The sequence below is a fragment of the Lentzea sp. NPDC036955 genome (assembly GCF_055608005.1).
Genome location: NZ_JBVJRC010000013.1, coordinates 205628 through 225141, shown reverse-complemented (window position 1 = coordinate 225141; position 19514 = coordinate 205628). Strand labels below are relative to the sequence as shown.

Below are 19514 nucleotides of genomic sequence, written 5' to 3'. Positions count from 1 at the left end.
ACGCGGGGTTCTCCTCCTGCGACCCGGGCCGGATCTACCTGCCGGTGATCATGGACCCGGTCTACGGCTACCAGGGCCTCAACGTCGAGGCGCAGGCCCGCAGCCAGTCCTCGCTGCTGAACTGGACCCGGCACCTGATCGCGGTGCGCAAGCAGCACCGGGCGTTCGGCCACGGCGACTTCACCGAGCTCGGCGCGTCGAACCCCACCGTGCTCGCCTACCGCCGCACGCTCGGCGCCGACGTGGTGCTCTGCGTCAACAACCTCTCCCGCTTCCCCCAGCCCGTCGAGCTCGACCTGGCCGAGCACGTGGGCAGCGTGCCGGTGGAGCTCACCGGCGGCGTGCGGTTCCCGGCGATCGGGGAGCTGCCGTACCAGCTCACCCTGACCGGTCACGGCTTCTACTGGTTCCAGCTGACCTCCGACGTGGAAGGTGGCGACAAGAAGTGACGACGAGCGAGGCCGTCGAGGTCGTGCCGGAGCAGCTGGACCGCTGGCTGGTGACCCAGCCCTGGTTCCGCGGCCGCGGGCCGGTGGAGTGCGAACGCGTGACCGTGCTGCGCGACGGTGACCCGACGCTGGCCCACGTCGTGCTGGCGGCGGGCGGACGCCGCTACCAGCTGCTGCTGGGCGTGCGCGACGAGCTGCCGGAACGGCTGGTGCACGCCAGGATCGGCGCCGCGGGCGACCGCCAGGTGTACGAGGCGGTGTACGACCCCGAGCTCACCGCCGTGCTGCTGCGGCACTTCGAGGAGTCCGCGCAGGTGGCGGGCCTGCGGTTCCGCGGCGACCTGCCGCCGCGCTACACCGACGCGCCGGTGGGGCGGCCGTTCCCGGGCCCGCAGCGCAACTGCTCCATCGTCTACGGCCAGCGTCACGTGCTGAAGTTCTTCCGCGAGCTGGTCGCGGGCGACAACCCGGAGCTCGTGCTGCACACCGCCCTGCACTCCATCGACGACCCGCACATCGCACCGCCCCAGGGCGCGCTGGAGTCCGAGCTGGACGGGGAGCGCACCACGTTCGCGGTGCTGCACGAGTTCGTCCCGCTCGGCGCCCTGGGCTGGCCGATGGCGACCGCGAGCGTGCGGGACTTCCTCGCGAGCCCCGGCACGGACCCGCAGGCCGCGGGCGGTGACTTCGCCGCGGAGGCGCGCCGGCTCGGCCGGGCCGTCGCGCGGGTGCACGCCGACCTGCGCGAGACGCTCGGCGAGCAGACCGCGGGACCGGACGAGGAGGCCGAGTTCGTGGCGGCCCTGCACCACCGCCTGGACGCGGCACTGGCCGAGGTCCCCGCGCTGGCACCGTTCGAGGCGGGCCTGCGCGCCCGGTTCGACGCCGTCCTGGCCGCCGCGGAGCCGGTCCGCCTGCAGCGGGTGCACGGCGACCTGCACCTGGGCCAGGTGCTGCGCTCACCGCACACGTGGGTGCTCGTCGACTTCGAGGGCGAACCCCACGGCGGTGCGGCGGAACGGGCCCGGCCACGTCCCGCGGAACACGACGTGGCCACCGCCCTGCGGTCCCTGCACTACGCGGCGGCACAGCTGCTGGTGGGCGCGGACGACGTGGCCACCCTGCTGCCGCGGGCCGCTCGGTGGCTGGACCGCAACCGCGGCGCGTTCTGCGACGGCTACGCCGAGGTGGCGCCGGACCGCCGTCCCGGTGGCGCGCTGCTGGCCGCGGTCGAGCTGGACCGGGCGGTGCTGGAGGTGTGCCACGAGCAGCGCTACCGTCCCGAGTGGACGGTCATCCCGCTGTCGGCGATCGCGGAGGCGGTGACCGGCGAGCCCGCCTGGCTGGTGTAGCCGGGTTTCGGACGGCGGCGGGCCTCAGCGGTCCGGCCGCCGTCCACGGCCGGCGTGATCGCATCGTCGGTGCGGTCGTTGTCGGCAAGCTCGTGGTGGGACCGCGAGCCAGGTCGTCGTCGGCTCTCCGCGTTCGGCACCGCCGCCCGCGGCTCAGCCGGACTTGAGCAGGTTCTGCGTGTCGCCCCGCCGCTGGGTGCCCACGGTCGCGTCCGTGCCGATCAACGGCACCGCCGTCGTCCGCACCGGTTCGAGCACCGGGGTGGCCTGGGTCCAGCTGCGCAGCAGGTGCCGGCACAGGGACGCCTCCAGGGCGATCGCGGCGGCAGCGGCGTGCAGGAGGTCCTGGGTCCGGCCGGGGTGGGCGGACAGGTGTTCGCGGCTCTCGTTCAGCATCCTGGCCCAGCGCTCGTCCGGCGCCTCCGCGACGGACCGGACCGGGCGGCCGCCGACGCGGTGCAGGCCCGCGGTGAGGCGGCGGTCGAACAGCAGCGCGATGCCCGCCGCCGCGGTCCGGTGGCCGATGGCCGTGGCGGTGGAGAGGGCCAGTGCGCTCATCGTGTTGTGGGCGGCGATGGCGACGGCGGGCACGCGGTCGATCGCGGGCTGCGGCTCGTGCAGCGACTTCGCGGTGACGAGCTCGCGCAGCTGCGTGGTGGTGGCCTTGGTCTCGATGAACGTGTACAGCGCGGTGTGGCTGCTGCGCATCAGGCTGATGAGGTGGTCGCCGATGCGGGCGGGGGAGGCGGTGTCACCGCCCGCGTCCCTGACCATCGGCGCGGTCATCTCCCGCAGGGCGGCCAGCCACCGCTCGCTCAGCAGCGCACGCCACCGCACGACCTCCGGCTCGGCCGCGCGCTCGGCGCCGACGCCGTCGAACTCGCCTTCGTGCAGGGCGATCCACAGGGCCAGCTGGAAGTCCGGGTCGGCCACCAGCCGCGCCGGCTCGTCGACCGCCGTGAGGGCGGGGGGTGCCGTGCGGACGTCGAGCAGTGCGGCGATGACGCCGGCGCTCAACGGTCCTCGGGCGGTGGGCAACAACATCAGTGCCTCCGACGGGGGTGATCGCGATCCCGTGATCACTTACCCCTCCCGGGGTTCGTCAAACGCCTTCCCGGATTCCGGTACCCGGACGTGGGTCCGCGCCCTGCCGCTGAGGCGCCGTACAGGGGCGGCGAGGTCGCGTTCTTCAGGTCGTGTCCGGCTGACCGGACACGACCTGAAGAACGCGCGAGCTGGAGCACCCGCAACCCCGATGACGGCAGGTCGGCGGTCATCTCCCCGGGGGACGACCGCCGCCGACCTCCCGGCCGACCCGGCTCAGGCCGTCCGGGACCCCAGCAGTTCCAGCATCTCCGGCAGGTCGAAGAACCGCGCCACGTCGAGCGCGGACCTCGGCCCGAGTGCCGGGTCCGCCCCGGCCTCCAGCAACAGCCGCACGGAGCGCTCGGAGCGGCGGAACACCGCCGCCCCGAGCGCGGTCTGCCCGCGGTCGTTGACCCGCCCGGTGTCGGCGCCGCGCTCCAGCAGCGCGGCGACGGTGTCGGGGTGGTTGTGGTACGCGGCCAGGACCAGCAGCGAGTCACCGGCGCCGTTGGTGAGGTTCACCGGCACGCCCGCGTCGAGTGCCTCGGCCAGCCGCTCGGTGTCGCCGGTGCGGGCCAGGTCGAACATCGACTGCAGGAACGCGAGCTCCTCCTCCGTCAGCGCCCCGGTCATGCGATCGTCGCCGGGAACCGTTCCCACACGCGGTGGGCGCCGAGCAGCGTCATCAGCTCCGTGAACACCTTCGTCGCGTCCTCACCGGCCACCACGCCCGCGGCACCGGTGATCCCGGCGGCCTCCAGGGCAGCGCGGCCGGTGCCCCACGCGCCGATGGCCTTGGCGTGGCGGAAGCACTCCTCGACCATCAGCAGCACGCGCGGGTCGACGGTCGTGCCCGGCGCGCCCGCCTTCGCGTCCCTGGCCGGCACCGCGTCCGGGCCGGGCGGGGGAGCCGCGGCGAGCAGCAGGGCGTCGAACTCGATCGACCGGGCCGTGAGGAACGTGCGCTGCGCGACCAGGCCGGAGTCGCCGATGGGGCCACCGGTCGGCGCGATCAGCAACGGCACCATCCCGCCGGCCAGGATCGTCTCGCGGACGGTCCGCACGCCGTCGAGGTCGGCCGGGTCGACCACGATGCCGATGAGGCGGCCGTCGGTCGGCCAGGTCTTCCCGACCTGGGAGAGCGCCGGGCTCGGCGTGACCTTCCTCGGCCGCACGGTGGGTTCGGGCGCGGGCAGGCCGAGGCCGCGGGCGACCTCCGCGCACAGCGTCGGGTCGACGTTGGCGAGCACCCGCAGCTGGCGTTCCTTGATCGCCTGCTCGTAGCACTTGCCGAGCTCGAAGGTGAACGCGCGCACCACGTGCTCCTTCTCCACCGGCGACAGGCTCAGCCAGAACAGCCGCGGCTGCGTGAAGTGGTCGGCGAACGACACGGGCGACTGCCGCACCTTCGCCGACTTCGGCAGCGGCTGCGCCACCTCGACGAACGCCCGGTCCTCCACGCCCGCGGTGAACGGGTTGCCGCCGTCAAGCGTGTTCGGCCGGTACGGCGCCACCCCGGCGTGCACCGCGTGCTGGTGGTAGCCGTCGCGGAACATGTCGTTGACCGGCACGTGCGGGCGGTTGATGGGGATCTGGTTGAAGTTCGGCCCTGCCAGCCGGGTCAGCTGGGTGTCCAGGTAGGAGAACAGCCGCGACTGGAACAGCGGGTCGTCGGTGACGTCGATGCCGGGCACCAGGTTGCCGAGGTGGAACGCGACCTGCTCGGTCTCGGCGAAGAAGTTCATGGTGTTGCGGTTGAGCGTCAGGAGGCCGACCGGCTGCACCGGCGCGAGCTCCTCCGGCACGATCTTCGTCGAGTCCAGCAGGTCGATGCCCTCGAACGTCTGCCGCGGGGTGTCCGGGAAGATCTGCAGGCCGAGCTCCCACTGCGGGTACGCGCCGGACTCGATCGCGTCGGCGAGGTCGCGGCGGTGGAAGTCCGGGTCGAAGCCGTTGGCCATCTGCGCCTCCTCCCACACCAGGGAGTGCACGCCCAGCTTCGGCTTCCAGTGGAACTTCGCGAGCGCGGTCTCACCCTCGGCGTTGACGAGCCGGAACGTGTGGACGCCGAAGCCCTCCATCGTCCGGTACGAGCGGGGGATGCCGCGGTCGGACATGTTCCACAGGACGTGGTGGGTGGCTTCGGTGTGGGTGGACACGAAGTCCCAGAACGTGTCGTGCGCGCTCTGCGCCTGCGGGATCTCCCGGTCCGGGTGGGGCTTGCCGGCGTGGATGATGTCCGGGAACTTGATGCCGTCCTGGATGAAGAAGACCGGGATGTTGTTGCCGACCAGGTCGAAGTTGCCCTCCTGGGTGTAGAACTTCGTCGCGAACCCGCGGGTGTCGCGGACCGTGTCGGCCGAACCGCGCGAGCCCAGCACGGTCGAGAACCGCACGAACACCTGCGTCTCCACGCCGTCGCCCAGGAACGCGGCCTTGCAGACGTTGGCGGCCGTGCCATAGCCGACGAACACGCCGTGCGCGCCGTAGCCGCGTGCGTGCACCACGCGCTCCGGGATGCGCTCGTGGTCGAAGTGCATGATCTTTTCGCGCAGGTGGTGGTCCTGCAGCAACGTCGGGCCGCGGTCACCGGCCTTGAGCGAGTGGTCGGTGTCGTACAGCCGCGCGCCGGCCGATGTGGTGAGGAACTCGCCCTGCTGACCGTTGGCGAGCTTCGGGGCACCGGTGGGCGCTCCCGTCGGTGACACCGTCTCCGGACCGGTCTGGTCCTGCTTGGGCGGCAACGGGCCCCGCGGCTCGGTCGGCTCCTCGAGCGAAGGCGGCTCGCTGTTCGGCACGCCGGGGATCGGCGGGTTCACCATCTCGGTGACCTTGTCGACCGCCTTCTCCAACGCCGCCTTCACGCGCTTGCCCGGCTTCTGGGTCGCCACTTGCTTCCTCCTCGGAGCTTGAACGTCAGCCAGGCAGTACCCGCCTAAACGCCATCTATGCGTGACAACCCGTCCGAGTATTGGTCAGCGCCGCCGTTTCTTCTCCTTCGCCTTCTTCTCCTTCGCGGCGGGCGCGGGCACGATCCGCTCCGCGACCGCAGGTGGCGCGGCGGCCAGCCCCGGTCCACCGGCCTCGACCCACTCGACGACGCCGTCCACCACCTCGTCCTCCAGCACCGACCCGACCCACACCGGCCGGGCGCCCGCGGCCCGTTCCCGCGCGCCGGGCAGCACGACCACGACGTTGGACACCTCGCACGCGTCCAGGCAGTCGGCGACCCGGACACCGGACAGGCGGGAACGCAGGACCGCGAGCTGGTGGTCGTGGTCGACGTCGGGGTGCTTGCGCGCGGTACCGCAGCAGCACCCCCGGCAGACGGTGATCTTGGGCGTCATGCCCTGAGTTCTACCCACCGACCGGCCGCGAGGGGTGTGAACGTGCTGCGGTTCTCAGTCCCGCGATCCGGGCGACCGGCCGATAAAGTGCCGTACCCCTACGGATGCGGACCCTGATTGTTCCTCACCGGACACCGCCTGACAGTGATCGGCAGTGAACTGCCGCCGTCCCTGCCTGAAGGCGAGCGTTCCTGATCCGAGAGGAACTGAAGTGAACAGAACACCACGGTCCTGGGGTCTGCTGGCCCTGGTCGCCGCGGCGGCGCTGGCCCCGGTCAGCACCGCGCACGCGGCACCGGAGAACGCCCAGCGGACCGCCCCGGCGGCCACCTACCTCGGCGACACCGTCCCTGCGAACCTCGGTGACGTCTCGCCCATGTTCGCCGGCGGCCAGAACGCCACGGTGAGCGAGTTCCCCGGCATCGTCGCGGGCATCCGCGCCGGTGGCTCCCGGCCGGAGGGCCAGACCTGCACCGGCACGGTCGTCGCCCCGCGCAAGATCCTCATCGCGGCGCACTGCGCGGACGCGGAGGGGGAGAAGAAGTTCGTCTACGGCCTCGACGACCTCAAGGACTACCGGGGCGGCGCCGGTTCCGGGTTCGCCGTGAACGTCGTCAGCTACAAGAAGCACCCGCGGTACGTCAACTTCGACCAGGGCTACGACGTGGCGGTCGTGACCGTCGACCGCGACATCGCGCTCAAGGGCGGGGCGGCCTACCCGAAGTTCGCCACCTCGGCGGATGCCGGCGGCGCGGCACCGGGCAAGACGGGCCAGGGCTTCGGCTACGGCAAGAAGGACTTCAACGACACCTCGCAGGACGTCACGCTGGACAAGGCGAGCCTGCCGGTCGTCGACGGCGACCGGGTCTGCCAGGGCGTCGGCGCGGGCTTCAAGTCGGCGACCATGATCTGCGCCGGCTACTCCGACGGCCGCACCACGATCCTGCCCGGTGACAGCGGTGGCCCGCTGGTCGTCGACGGCAAGGTCTACGGCGTCGCGTCGTGGAGCCGGTCGGACTTCAAGTGGTACTCGATCTACGGCCGCCTCGACAACGACATGGGCGACTGGGTGAAGACCGAGGTCGGCGAGCAGCCCCCGGTCGGTGACTTCGGGCTGACCGTCGCGCCGGGCAGCGGTTCGGTCGCCGCCGGCAAGGCGCTGTCCGCCGCGGTCAACACGACCGCGGGCTCGGGTGGTGCGGAGAACGCGACGCTGTCCGCCTCCGGCCTGCCCAGCGGCGTGAAGGCGGTCTTCCAGCCGACGTCGGTCACCACCGGTGGCTCGGGCAAGGTCACGTTCGACGCGAGCACCACCGCTCCGAACGGCACCTACGAGATCACCGTCACCGGCACCACGTCGAGCGGCAAGACCGCGTCCGGCAGGTACTCGCTGACCGTCACCGGCGGCGGCGACCCGCAGCCGGGCGACTTCACCCTGGCGGCGACCCCGAGCAGCGTGAAGGCGGCCAAGGGCAAGTACGTCTCGACCACCGTCGGCAGCACCGGCGACGGCCAGACCATCACCCTCTCAGCCTCCGGCGTGCCCACCGGCGTGAAGGCGGCCTTCCAGCCGTCGTCGATCGCCGCGGGCAGCGCGGCCAAGCTGACGCTCGACGTCTCCACCACCGCGGCCGCCGGCACCTCGTCGATCACGGTCACCGGCACCGACGCGGGCGGCAAGACCGCCACCACCACGGTCTCGCTCACCGTCGAGGGCACCGAACCGCCGACCGGTGAGGTCACCGTCACCGCGACGCCGTCGTCAGCGACCGTCAAGCAGGGCCTGCTCGCGCAGACCCTGGTGAAGGCCGCCGGCGGCACCGGGAACCTCACGCTGACCGCGTCCGGGGTGCCCGCGGGCGCGCAGCTGTCGTTCAACCCGGCCACCATCGGCCAGAACGGCAGCAGCAACGTTTGGATCTTCACGAACTTCTCCACCCCGCCCGGCACCTACCCGATCACCGTCAAGGCCACCTCGGCGGACGGCAAGACCGGCACGACGACGTTCACGCTGACCGTCACCCGCTAGCAGCAACAACGACGTGTGGGGTGTGACCGCTTCCCGCGGTCACACCCCACACGTGTTCTCGCTGCTGAGCAGGTTGCCAGCTGTCGTGCCTTCGCCCCCGAGTTCCCGCCCCTGGCTCTGCCGGCGTCTGCAAGTACCACCAACTGGTACTTGCAGACGCCTTGGGCAAGCAAGGAGGGGAGGGGCGGACAAGACTTCTGGCCCCGGGTGTTCAGACCGTGAGAGTCCAGGAGTCGATGGTGCCGACGTCGTAGGTGTAGACGTCCTTCACCTGGAGCTTCCACGTGCCGTTGCGCGTCTCCGAGGAGAGGTCGACGGTGTAGGTCTCGTGGACCCCCGCCGAAGACGACGCGCCGCCGGCCTTCTTGAGCACGTAGGACCGGCCGGACGGGCCGACCAGGTCGATGGCCAGGTCACCGGTGTAGGTGTGGTTGATGTCGACCTTGACGGTTGCCGAGGCCGTGGAGTTGCCGGTGCAGCCCGAGATCGTGACCGAGGACGAGACCGCGGTGCCGTTGTCCGGGATGGACACGTCCTCGCCGTTCGTGCCGGGGCCGCACTCCGGTGCCGGGCCGCCGCCGATGAACCCGCTGTGGAGCAGCTTGTTCGGCGAACCGGAACCGGGGTTGGTGACCTTGCCGCTCGTGGCGCCGTTCACCAGCGCGTCGCGCAGGGCCTGGGGGCTCGCGGACGGGTTGGCCGACAGGTACAGGGCCGCGACCCCCGCGACGTGCGGGGTGGCCATGGACGTGCCGGACATGTTCGTGGCACCGCCGTTCAGCCCGAGCGAGGTGATGTTGTCACCCGGCGCGAAGATGTCGGTGCAGGTGCCGTAGTTGGAGAACGAGGCACGGGCGTCGTTCGACGAGGTCGCGTTCACGGTGATCAGCGCCGCGATCTTCGCGGGGCCGGTGGAGCAGGCGTCGGTCGAGCTGTTGCCCGACGCGACGGCCATCTGCACGCCCGAGCTCACCATGCCGGCGATGGCGTCATTGCCGATGTCGGCGGTGTCGAACGTCCAGGAGGCGTTGACCACCGCGGGCTTGCGGGCGTTCGCGGTGATCCACTCGATCGCCTTGACACCCGCGGAGTCCGGGCCGTTGCCGGTGCAGCTGGTGCCCAGCATCCGCACTGACACCAGCTTCGCCTTCTTGACCACGCCGTAGGTCTTCGACCCGACCGTGCCCGCCACGTGCGTGCCGTGGCCGGAGCAGTCCTGGCCGTTCTGGCCGTCCTCGATGAAGTCCGCGCCGACGGTGGCACGGCCCTCGAAGTCGGCGATGCCGGTCTTGATGCCGGTGTCGGTGACGTAGACGGTGACGTTCGACGCGCCCCCGTCGGGGTAGCTGAACCTCTTGTCCAGCGGGAGGTTCGCCTGGTCGATCCGGTCCAGGCCCCAGGTCGGGTTGCTCTGCACCTCGGTGGCCCGCGCCGTGCCGTCCTGGTAGACGGCCTTGACCGCGGGGTCGGCCGCGAGCCTGCGGGCCTGCTGCGAGCTCAGGCCGGTGACCTGGAACCCCTGCATGGCGCGGGAGAACACGGTGTCGAGGGTGCCGCCGTAGCGCTGGACCAGCGTGGAGGAGGCGGCCTGGACACCGGCCAGCGAGATGCCGCCGGCCGGTTTGAGGGAGACGATGAAGCTGTCGCCGGGGGCGGGGTGCTCGGCCCGGACGAAGTCGGCCTCAGCGGCGTGCGCCGCCGGGGCGGTGATGACCGAGAGCGACGCCAGCACGGCGAGCCCGAGAGCGGTGCGTTGCATGACAGGTCCTTCCGGGCGTCGTCAGAACGTCAGGGTCCAGGAGTCGATGGTGCCGCTGTCGTAGCTCCACACGTCCGTGACCTGCAGCTTCCACGTGCCGTTGCGGTCCTCCGCGGACGCGTCGACGGTATAGGTCTCGTGCACACCGGTCGTGGACGACGCGCCGCCCGCCTTCTTGAGGCCGTACTTCGCGCCGGACGGGCCGACCAGGTCGATGGCCAGGTCAGCGGTGTAGGGGTGGTTGATGTCCACCTTCACCTTGGTGGTGGTGGACGCCTTGCCGGTGCAGTTCGAGACGGTCACCGAGGAGGAGACGGCGGTGTTGGTGTCCGGGATGGACACGTCGTCGCCGTTGGTGGCCGCCGCGCACGGCTCGGGGTCGGGGCCGCCGCCACCGATGAAGGAGATGTTGAGCAGCTTGTTCGGCGAGCCCTTGGTGTCCGAGATCTTGTCCGGCGTCGAGTTGTTCACCAGCGCGTCGCGGACCTGGGCAGGGGTGGCAGAAGGGTTCGCCGAGAGGTACAGCGCGGCCGCGCCGACCACGTGCGGGGTGGCCATCGAGGTGCCGCCCATCGACGTGGTGCCGCCGCCGTTCTTCGTGGAGGTGATGTTCGAGCCGGGCCCGAAGATGTCGACGCACGAACCCCAGTTGGAGGCCTGGCCGCCGGTGTAGATCGAGCGCTTGTCGGCCGAGTCGCTGGCGGCCACCGTGATGGCCTCCGGCGTGCGGGCGGGGGAGGTCTGGCAGGCGTCGCCGTTGTTGTTGCCCGCCGCCACGCCGAACGTGACGCCCGCCGCGATCGCCCGCTTCACCGCGCTGTCCACAGTGGAGTCGGCGCCGCCGCCGAGGCTCATGTTCGCCACGGCCGGCTTCTTCGCGTTCTGGGCGACCCAGTCGATGCCCTTGATGATCTGCGAGTACTGCCCGTTGCCCGAGCAGTCGAGCACGCGCACACCGACGAGGTTGACCTTCTTGGCCACGCCGTAGGTCTTCGACCCGACCGTGCCGGCGACGTGCGTGCCGTGGCCCTGGCAGTCCGAGGCGTCCGGGTCGTTGTCGATGAAGTCGTAGCCGTCCTTGGCACGTCCCTCGAACTCCGGGTGAGCCTTGTAGATGCCGGTGTCGAGGATGTACGCGGTGACGTTGGAGGCGGTGTTCGGGTAGGTGTAGCGCTGGTCGAGCGGCAGGTTCGCCTGGTCGATCCGGTCGAGGCCCCAGGTCGGGTTGGTCTGGGTCTCTGACATGCGCGCCCAGCCGTCCTGCTGCACGTAGGCGACCTGCGGGTCGGCCGCGAGCCGCCGGGCCGCCGCCTCGTCGAGCTTCACCGCGAAACCGCGCACGGAGGCGACGTAGGTGTTGCTGACCTTGCCGCCGTGCTTGCGGGCCAGGTCGAGTGCCTTGGCGTTCGTGGTCGGCGCGTCGCTCGCCCCGTCCTTGAACACCACGATGTAGCTGCCTGCGACGGGCTGCGCCACCGCCTTGACCTCGGCCTGCTGGGCGAAGGCGGGGGTCGCCGCCGCAGCCGCGGCGCACAGGGCGGCCACACCGAGTCCGGCCGTGACCAGCCGGCGGGATGTGCGATCGAGTCGCATCTGAGGTTCTCCGTTCTGGGCCGCCTCGGCAGGGAGTGGGCGGCCACGTGCGGATCACCATCGGTCGCGTGCGCACCGCGAACAATCCGGATATCGCTACGTAGGGATACCCGTCTTTCGCCTAAGATCAGTCCGGATGAGTCGGACACCGAGCCAGCGCCGGCCCGGCCCCGCCGCACTGGTGCGGACCAGCTCCCCGGTGCTCGTGGGGCGGGGGGACCAACTCGGCACGCTGCGCGCCGCCGTGCCGAGGCACCCCGCCGTGGTCATGGTCGAGGGCGAGGCCGGTGTGGGGAAGTCCCGCCTGGTCCGCGAGCTGCTCGACTCCGACCTCGGGCCGATCGCCGTGCTGATCGGGCACTGCCAGCCGGTGGGGGAGCCGTTCCCGTACGGGGCGGTGCTGGAGGCGTTGCGCGACTGCGCCGAACGGCTCGCGCGCGGTCCGCGGCTCAGCCCCGTGACCGGTGTGCTGGGCGCGTTGCTGCCGGAGATCGCCGAACACCTGCCGCCGCCACCGCCGCCGACCGGGGACCCGCGGGCCGAGCGGCACCGGGTGTTCCGCGCGGTGCGGGAGCTGGTGAGCGTCCTCGGGCCGGTGCTGCTGGTCGTGGAGGACCTGCACTGGGCCGACGACGGGTCGCGGCAGCTGCTGCGGTTCCTGATGGGCGACCCGCCCGCGAACCTCTCGATCGTGGTCACCTACCGGCGCGAGGACGTGCCCGGCGGGGTGCCGCTGGGGTCGGCGTACCGGCCGCCCGGTGGGACCACCAGCGCGGTGCTGGAGCTCGAGCCGCTCGACGTGGCCGAGGTGCGGGCGCTGACCTCGGCCATCCTCGACGGCGAGCCGGTGTCCGCGGAGTTCGCGGCCAAGCTGCACGAACGCACGGCGGGCATCCCGTTCGTCGTCGAGGAGACCCTGCGCGCGCTGCGGAACCCGGCCGGTGCCGTGCACGCCGACGGTGCCACGGCGCGGCGGCTGCTCGACCACGTGGACGTGCCGGTGCTGCTGCGCGACGCGATGGCCGAGCGGCTGGCCGCGTTGCCGGTGACCGCGACCCGGCTGGTGCAGGCAGCGGCCGTGCTCGGGGTACCCGCGACGGCCGAGCTGCTCGGTGCGGTGGCCGCCATCGGGGAGAACCGGGTGCGCACGGCGTTGACCCACGCGCTGACGGGCCACGTTCTGCACGAGGCCGACGCACGCACCTACGGCTTCCGCCACGCGCTGGCACGCCAGGCCGTGTACGACACGTTGAGCGGACCGGACCGCCAGCAGCTGCACAGCCGGGCCGTCGAGGCGTTGTCGCAGGTCGAGCCGCTGCCGTTGGTGCAGCTGGCCGAGCACAGCGAACGCGCTGGTCACACCGCTGAGTGGCTGCGCTTCGGCGAGGCCGCCGCCGACCGGGCCGCCGAGCGCGGTGAGGCCGGGACCGCCACCGCCCTGCTGCAACGGCTGCTGTTCGACCCGGCCGTGCCCGCGGCCGACGTGGACCGGCTCGCGATCAAGCTCGGCGAGGTCGCCCACCGCGGCCTCGACCAGCACGCCCCGACCGAGGCGCTGGAACGCCTGCTGTCCGACCGGCGGCTGTCCGTCTCGGCGCGCGGCGAGGTGCGCCTGTTCCGCGGCCTGCTGCTGATCCGCCAGGCCGGCGGCCTGGAGGAAGCCCGCGTCGAGATCGAACGCGCCGTCGCCGACCTGGGCGAACGCCCCGACCTGGCCGCCCGCGGCGCCGCCGTGCTGGGCCTGCCCTACCTCGGCACCACCCCGGTCGGCGAGTGCATGCCGTGGCTGGACCTCGTCGAGGAGCACCGCTCGTCGACCGGCGACGCCGAGCTGCGGCTGTCGCTCTACGCCAACCAGCTCGGCTCGAAGATGCACACCGGCGACCCGTCCGTGCTGCGCGAGCTGGACTTCACCCCCGCCACGACCCCCGGCGAACTGCGCCAGCTCGCCCGCGCCCACTGCAACCTCGCCGACGCGCTGGCCACCACCGGCCACCTCGACCTGTGCGGTGACCTGCTGCGCGACGGCCTGCGCCTCGCCGCCGAGTGCGGCGCCCCGTTCGTGGTGAGCACCGCCCAGGCCACCCGCGTCCGCCTCGACTGGCTGACCGGCCGCTGGGACGGCCTCGCCGACCGCGCCCAGACCCTGCTCGACGAGTACCGCGACCTGTTCCCGGTGGCCAGCGAGCTGAACCTGGTGCTCGGCTCGCTGGCCACCGCGCGCGGCGAGTGGGCGGAGGCCACCAGCCACCTCACCGAGACCGGCGCGTTCGCCCCGGAGGAGTCGATCGCCCCGGTCGCCATCGCCGGCTGCGCCGCACTGGCGTGGACGGTGCTGTCGCAGGACGAGGTCACCCGCGCCTGCGTGGACGTGGACCGCGGCCTCGCCGTCGTGCGCGCCAAGGGCGTCTGGGTGTGGGCCACCGAGCTGGGCCCGGTCGCCGTGGCCACGTTCCTCGCCGCCGGCCGCGAAACCGACGCCGAGACCCTGATCGCCGACATCGCCCGCGGCATCGAGGGCCGCGACGCACCGATGGCGGTGGCCGCACTGGCCCAGTGCCGCGCCCGCCTCGCCGAGGCCCGCGGTCAGCTCGACGTCGCCATGACGCTCTACCGGGAAGCCGCCGACCGCTACGCGGCGCTGCCCGCGCCGTACTTCACGGCCCTGGTGACCGAACGCGAGGCCGTCTGCCTGCTCCCGACCGACCACGAGAAGGCGACCGAGGTCCTCTCCGCCCTGGTGGACACCTTCGACGCGCTGGGCGCGACCCGCGACGCCGCCCGGTGCCGCCACCTGCTGCGCAGCATCGGTGGCGGCAAACCGTCCCGCCGCGGCCGCCGCGGCTACGGCAACGAGCTGTCCCCGCGCGAACAGGAGGTCGCCCGCCTGCTCGCCGCCGGCCACACCAACCGCAAGATCGCCGACGTGCTGTTCCTGTCGCCGCGGACCGTGGAACAGCACGCGGCCAGGGTGCTGCGCAAGCTCGGGGTGTCGTCGCGGGCGGAGCTGCAGGCGGAGGACCTGGGCTGACCGGTTGCGCGGTGGTGTTCAGCCGAGCAGCCTGGCGCACGCCCTGGCCATGCTGTCGCGGTCGTCCGCTGACAGGGCCCGTCAGCGGCTGTCAGGCCCTGCCAGTCGCACGTGCGCCCGGTGCCAGCGCCTCCCACCAGCCTTCTGGGCGAACACCCCAGAGCTGATCAGGAGTCCACCCCATGCACGTCACGATCATCGGCGCCGGTCTCGGCGGCCTCACCCTCGCCCGCGTGCTGCACGTGCACGGCATCGAGGCCGCGGTCTACGAGGCCGAGCCGTCACCGACCGCCCGCGCCCAGGGCGGCATGCTCGACATCCACGACTACAACGGCCAGCTCGCCATCACCGCCGCCGAGCTGATGGACGAGTTCCGCGCCATCGTCCTGGAGGGCCGCGAGGCCATGCGCGTCGTCGACCGCAACGGCACCGTCCTGATCGACAAGGCCGACGACGGCACCGGTGGCCGCCCGGAGGTGCAACGCGGCGAGCTGCGCACGTTGCTCATCGACTCGCTGCCCGAAGGCACTGTCCGATGGGGGCACAAGGTCAGCAGCGCGCGCACCCTCGACGACGGCCGCCATGAGGTCACGTTCGACAACGGCACCGTCATCGCCACCGACCTGCTCGTCGGCGCGGACGGCGCCTGGTCGCGCATCCGCCCGCTGCTGACGCCTGCGACCCCCGAGTACGCGGGCACGTCGTCCGTCGAGACCTTCCTGCTCGACGCCGACACCCGCCACCCGGGCGCCGCCGCACTGGTCGGCGGCGGCATGATGATGGCCGCCGCGCCGAACAAGGGCATCCACGCCCACCGGGAACGCGGGGGCACGCTGCACGTCTACGTGATGTTCACCGAAGCGCAGGAGTGGTTCGACCGCTTCGACTTCACCGACCCCGCCGCGGCCACCGCCGCGCTCGCGCGGGAGTTCGACGGCTGGGCCCCCGAACTGGTCGCGCTGATCACCGACACCGACACCCCGCCGCTGTGGCGGCCCCACTACGGCCTGCCCTCCGGCCACCGCTGGGAGCGCGTGCCGGGCGTGACGCTCGTCGGCGACGCCGCCCACGTCGCCGCACCGGACGGCGAGGGCGCCAACCTCGCGATGCTCGACGGCGCCGACCTCGCGCAGGCACTGGCCGCGCACCCGCACGACGTCGAGGCGGCGCTGGCGGAGTACGAGCGGAAGATGTTCGGGCGCGTGGAGGCGGGCGTCGACGAGGAGCAGCTGCTGCAAAGCCTGTTCGGGGAGAACGCGCCGCAGAACCTGGTGGACCTGTTCGCCGAGCACCAGGCATCCTGACCCACGAGGAGCCGGTCCGTCAGACCAGGTCCGCCGGGGCACGGGCCGCGAGCGCCTCCGCGTCCGCCACGCCGAGCCGCCGTCCCCGGACCTGCCGTGCGCGGCCGGAACGCCGGTCGCACCCGCAGGTCTCGAAGCCCTCGTAGCGCAGCCCGGCCGCCAGCGCCGCGGCCACGGCCCTCCACCCGGAGTCTTCCGTGCGCCGCGGCGCCGTGAAGTCGTGGCCCGCGAACGCGTACCGGCACACGCCGCCGACGGTAGCAGGAGCCGCTCAACGTCCGAAGTGGACGAACCGCACCGCGGTGTGCAACGCCCGCGCCACCGGCTGAGCACGTCTTCACGACCGGCGACGTGCGCGGAGTCCACCACCCCGTTTCGGCCACCTGACCGGGTGAAGTTCCGCTCGAACGACGGCAGCGGCTGGCTTTTCGGCCGCGCGGTCCGGTAAGCCCTCCGGCGTGCGTTTGCCTCACGCGGTTTGGGTCGGCGGGCTGCTGGTGCCCGCCCTGCTCGCCGCCACCGGTGTGTTCGTCTACGGCAGTGGCGTCGAACGGTCGCTCGACGCCGATGTCCGCTCGGCGCTGACCAAGGCCGGCTACCACGGCGTCGTGGCGGTGGACGGGCGGTCGGTGGTGGTCAGCGAGGTGGCCCCGCGCGCGGCCGACGCCGTGCGCGCCGTGGTGTCCGACGTGGACGGTGTCGCCACCACCGAGATCCGCGCGGCCGGCCCCGAGCAACTGCTCGTGGCCGTGCGCGGCGCGGAGGTCCTGGTGTCCGGCGCGGTCGCCGACGACGCGGAACGCCGCGCGCTGGTCGACGCCGTCCAGACCCCCGGTCACCGGGTCACCGCGGCACTGCGCCTGGGAGGCACCCTGCCGATCCCGCCCGCGGTGGTCGGCCGGCTGGTGTCGGCCGCGTTGTCCGCCAGGGTGTCCGAGGTGACCACGACCGTCCACGGTGGACATGTCGCCGTGGCTGCCCGCGTGCCGGACGAGGAACGTGCCACCGCGGTCCGCGAGGCCATCCGCCAGGCCGCGAACGGCCTGCGGGTCACCGACCGCGTCGAGGTCGGCCCGTCCACCACCGCCGGCGACCTGGACGTCGCGGCCCTGCACGACTCGATCAGCCGCATGGTCAACGGCAACGGCGCGATCCGGTTCGTGCAGGGCACCACCGCCTGGGAGGGCCACGGCCCGGTGCTCGTGCACCGCGTCGGCCGCATGCTCCTGGTCGCACCCCGCGCCTCCGTCACGCTGGTCGCCCACGGCACCGACCCGGTAACGGCCACCACACGCGGCCAGATGGTCCGCGACGAGCTCGTGGGCCAGGGCGTCTCCCCAGCCCTGATCGCCGTTGAGACCCGCCCCGCCCCCGACGGCGAGTACGACCCGGCCACCCGCCAGGTCGACGTCGTAGTCCGCTAGGAGTTCCCGTGCTCTGGTTGTTCTCGCAGATGTTCCTGCTGTGCCTGGCGTCCTTCGCCGCCGGCTGCCTGCTCACCTGGCTGGCCGTGCGCAAGCGCCACGCCGAGTCCCCGAAGCCCCGCCTCGCCCTGCCCGCACCCCGCACCGAGAACCCGATCGTGCGCCAGCAGCCGCTGCTCCAGGTCGCGGACGAACCCGTGGTGACGGTGCCCGCCGATGACGAGGAAGCGTTGCCCGTCAAGGGGAACTCGCGAACGATGGTCTACCACACGCCGGACTCGCCGTACTACCGGCGGATGAAGGGCGACGTGATGTTCGGGACCGAGACCGAGGCGCTGAAGGCCGGGTACCGGATGTGGACGACGAAGGCCCGCGTGAAGGCCTGATCGCACTTCTCCAGACCCCTCCGACGTCGAGGAAGGCCCCGTCGATCTGACTAGCAGGTAGTGACTTGCCGCACAAGCGCAGGTATAACTTGTTCTCATGCGGCAAGAGTGAGGATGATCACATGAACCACACAATGACGTGTGATAACGGTTTCAAGGGTCCCTCTCGACGTTCGTTCTTGACTGGAACAGGTTCTATTTTAGGTGGCATGGCCCTGGGTGCCGGTCTCGCACCGGCGGCCAGGGCGAGCACGATCGCCGACGCGGCGGTGGTTCCGGCGCTCGTCATCGGCACCGGGTACGGCGGGTGCGTCGCGGCGCTGCGCCTGGCCCAGGCCGGTGTCGACGTCCACATGGTCGAGATGGGCATGGCCTGGGACACGCCCGGTTCCGACGGCAAGGTCTTCGCCAACACGACCACGCCGGACCAGCGCTCGTTCTGGCTGCGCACCAGGACGAAACAGCCTTTGAGCAACTTCCTCGGCTTCCCGATCGATAAGGCGATCCCGAGGTACACCGGCATCCTCGACGCCGAGGAGTTCGGCGGCATCACCGTCTACCAGGGCCGCGGTGTCGGCGGCGGCTCGCTCGTCAACGGCGGCATGGCCGTCACGCCCCGGCGCGAGACCTTCGGCGACGTGCTGCCCGGCGTGAACGCCGACGAGATGTACGGCACCTACTACCCGCGGGCCAACGCCGAGCTCGGCGCCGGGCTCGTCAACCCGGCCTGGTTCGACAGCACCGCGTGCTACCAGTACGCGCGGGTCGGCCGCAAGCACGCCCAGCGCAGCAACTTCCCGTACGTGTTCGTGCCCACCGTGTACGACTGGGGCTACATGGAACAGGAGGCGGCGGGCACCGTCCCGAAGTCCGCGCTGGCCGGCGAGATCCTCTACGGCAACAACCACGGCAAGAAGTCCCTGCAGAAGTCCTACCTGCCCAAGATCAGGGCGACCGGGCGGGTCACCATCTCGCCGCTGCACCGGGTCGCCTCGGTCCGGCCCACGACCGGCGGCTACGCGGTCACCGTCGAGCAGCTCAACACCACCGGTGACGTCATCGCGACCAAGTCGGTGACCGCGGCGAAGGTGTTCTTCGCAGCGGGCAGCGTCGGCACCAGCAAGCTGCTGGTGAAGCTGAGGGCCACCGGTGCGCTGCCGAACCTGAACGGCGAGGTCGGCAAGGGCTGGGGCGACAACGGCAACGTCATGTGCGGCCGGGCCAACCACATGTGGGACGCCACGGGCGCGCTGCAGTCGTCCATCCCGACGCTGGGCATCGACAACTGGGCGGCCGGGGGAGCGTTCGCGGAGGTGGCGCCGCTACCGACCGGGATCGAGACCTACGCCTCGTTCTACCTGTCGATCACCAAGACCCCGCACCGCGCCGAGTTCTCCTGGAACGCCGCCGCGAACAAGGTCGACCTCAACTGGCAGACGGTGTGGAAGGAGAAGTCCATCACCGCCGCCAAGACGATCTTCGACAAGATCAACGCGAAGGAGGGGACGATCTACCGGACCGACCTGTTCGGCGTGTACAAGATCTGGGGCGACCACCTGACCTACCACCCGCTCGGCGGCGCGGTCCTGGGCAGGGCCACCGACGCCTACGGCCGCCTGCGCGGCTATCCGGGGCTGTACGTCATCGACGGGTCGCTCATCCCCGGCACGACCGTGGTGAACCCGTTCGTCACCATCACCGCGCTCGCGGAACGCAACATCGAGAAGATCATCGCCACGGACCTGTGACCGGGT

The 19514-nt window shown here is 71.9% G+C and carries 15 protein-coding genes; 8 read left to right on the top strand and 7 right to left on the bottom strand.

The genetic code is table 11. The annotated features are described in order from the left end of the window. Nucleotides 1-449: alpha-glucosidase C-terminal domain-containing protein (locus tag ACZ7CF_RS37390; RefSeq protein WP_470372016.1), on the top strand; the 449-nt coding region annotated here is incomplete at its 5' end. Next, nucleotides 446-1801 carry a maltokinase N-terminal cap-like domain-containing protein gene (locus tag ACZ7CF_RS37385; protein WP_360388617.1) on the top strand — a complete coding sequence of 452 codons (1356 nt, stop codon included), beginning with the start codon at nt 446-448 and terminating at the stop codon, nt 1799-1801. The genes ACZ7CF_RS37390 and ACZ7CF_RS37385, both read left to right, overlap by 4 nt. A gap of 153 nt (nt 1802-1954) precedes the next feature. Here the strand turns inward: ACZ7CF_RS37385 and ACZ7CF_RS37380 are convergent, their stop codons facing one another. The 4 genes from ACZ7CF_RS37380 to ACZ7CF_RS37365 all read right to left on the bottom strand — a co-directional run bounded on the left by ACZ7CF_RS37380 (nt 1955) and on the right by ACZ7CF_RS37365 (nt 6234). After that, on the bottom strand, nt 1955-2845 hold the full coding sequence (locus ACZ7CF_RS37380; protein WP_360388616.1) for a hypothetical protein: 891 nt from the start codon (nt 2843-2845) through the stop codon (nt 1955-1957). A 276-nt stretch (nt 2846-3121) separates the two neighbouring features. Next, nucleotides 3122-3520: an ankyrin repeat domain-containing protein gene (locus ACZ7CF_RS37375; protein ID WP_470372015.1), complete on the bottom strand. Its 399-nt coding sequence runs from the start codon at nt 3518-3520 to the stop codon at nt 3122-3124. After that, nucleotides 3517-5709, bottom strand: a complete 2193-nt coding sequence (locus tag ACZ7CF_RS37370; protein WP_470372021.1) for a catalase — start codon at nt 5707-5709, stop codon at nt 3517-3519. The genes ACZ7CF_RS37375 and ACZ7CF_RS37370 overlap by 4 nt, the downstream gene beginning before the upstream one ends. A 153-nt stretch (nt 5710-5862) precedes the next feature. After that, nucleotides 5863-6234 (bottom strand): hypothetical protein, encoded by a 372-nt coding sequence (locus ACZ7CF_RS37365; RefSeq protein ID WP_360388607.1) that lies wholly within the window; start codon nt 6232-6234, stop codon nt 5863-5865. A gap of 211 nt (nt 6235-6445) precedes the next feature. Here ACZ7CF_RS37365 and ACZ7CF_RS37360 point away from each other — a divergent pair, with 211 nt between their 5' ends. After that, nucleotides 6446-8263: a trypsin-like serine protease gene (locus ACZ7CF_RS37360; RefSeq protein WP_470372014.1), complete on the top strand. Its 1818-nt coding sequence runs from the start codon at nt 6446-6448 to the stop codon at nt 8261-8263. 211 nt (nt 8264-8474) lie between these two features. Here the strand turns inward: ACZ7CF_RS37360 and ACZ7CF_RS37355 are convergent, their stop codons facing one another. Both ACZ7CF_RS37355 and ACZ7CF_RS37350 read right to left on the bottom strand, forming a co-directional pair. Then, entirely contained in the window at nt 8475-10022 is a 1548-nt protein-coding gene (locus tag ACZ7CF_RS37355; RefSeq protein ID WP_470372013.1) for a S8 family peptidase, read from the bottom strand. Between the two features lie 21 nt (nt 10023-10043). Next, the gene (locus tag ACZ7CF_RS37350) at nt 10044-11615 is read right to left on the bottom strand and encodes a S8 family peptidase (RefSeq protein WP_470372012.1); all 1572 of its coding nucleotides are present in this window, start codon (nt 11613-11615) and stop codon (nt 10044-10046) included. A 136-nt stretch (nt 11616-11751) separates the two neighbouring features. Here ACZ7CF_RS37350 and ACZ7CF_RS37345 point away from each other — a divergent pair, with 136 nt between their 5' ends. Together ACZ7CF_RS37345 and ACZ7CF_RS37340 are read left to right on the top strand one after the other, a co-directional pair. After that, nucleotides 11752-14646 carry an ATP-binding protein gene (locus tag ACZ7CF_RS37345; protein ID WP_470372011.1) on the top strand — a complete coding sequence of 965 codons (2895 nt, stop codon included), beginning with the start codon at nt 11752-11754 and terminating at the stop codon, nt 14644-14646. 182 nt (nt 14647-14828) lie between these two features. After that, a complete protein-coding gene (locus ACZ7CF_RS37340; protein ID WP_470372010.1) occupies nt 14829-15950 on the top strand; it encodes an FAD-dependent oxidoreductase in 1122 nt (373 codons plus the stop codon). Between the two features lie 19 nt (nt 15951-15969). Here the strand turns inward: ACZ7CF_RS37340 and ACZ7CF_RS37335 are convergent, their stop codons facing one another. Then, complete coding sequence (locus tag ACZ7CF_RS37335; RefSeq protein WP_470372009.1) at nt 15970-16197, bottom strand: hypothetical protein; 228 nt, start codon at nt 16195-16197, stop codon at nt 15970-15972. A gap of 211 nt (nt 16198-16408) precedes the next feature. On the opposite strand from ACZ7CF_RS37335, the gene ACZ7CF_RS37330 reads away from it, so the two are divergent. From ACZ7CF_RS37330 to ACZ7CF_RS37320, 3 genes are all read left to right on the top strand, one after another. Continuing rightward, nucleotides 16409-17374 (top strand): hypothetical protein, encoded by a 966-nt coding sequence (locus ACZ7CF_RS37330; RefSeq protein WP_360388591.1) that lies wholly within the window; start codon nt 16409-16411, stop codon nt 17372-17374. Between the two features lie 8 nt (nt 17375-17382). Continuing rightward, nucleotides 17383-17760 carry a sunset domain-containing protein gene (locus ACZ7CF_RS37325; protein ID WP_360388589.1) on the top strand — a complete coding sequence of 126 codons (378 nt, stop codon included), beginning with the start codon at nt 17383-17385 and terminating at the stop codon, nt 17758-17760. A gap of 209 nt (nt 17761-17969) precedes the next feature. Continuing rightward, entirely contained in the window at nt 17970-19508 is a 1539-nt protein-coding gene (locus ACZ7CF_RS37320) for a GMC oxidoreductase (RefSeq protein ID WP_470372008.1), read from the top strand. Nucleotides 19509-19514 lie beyond the last annotated feature (6 nt).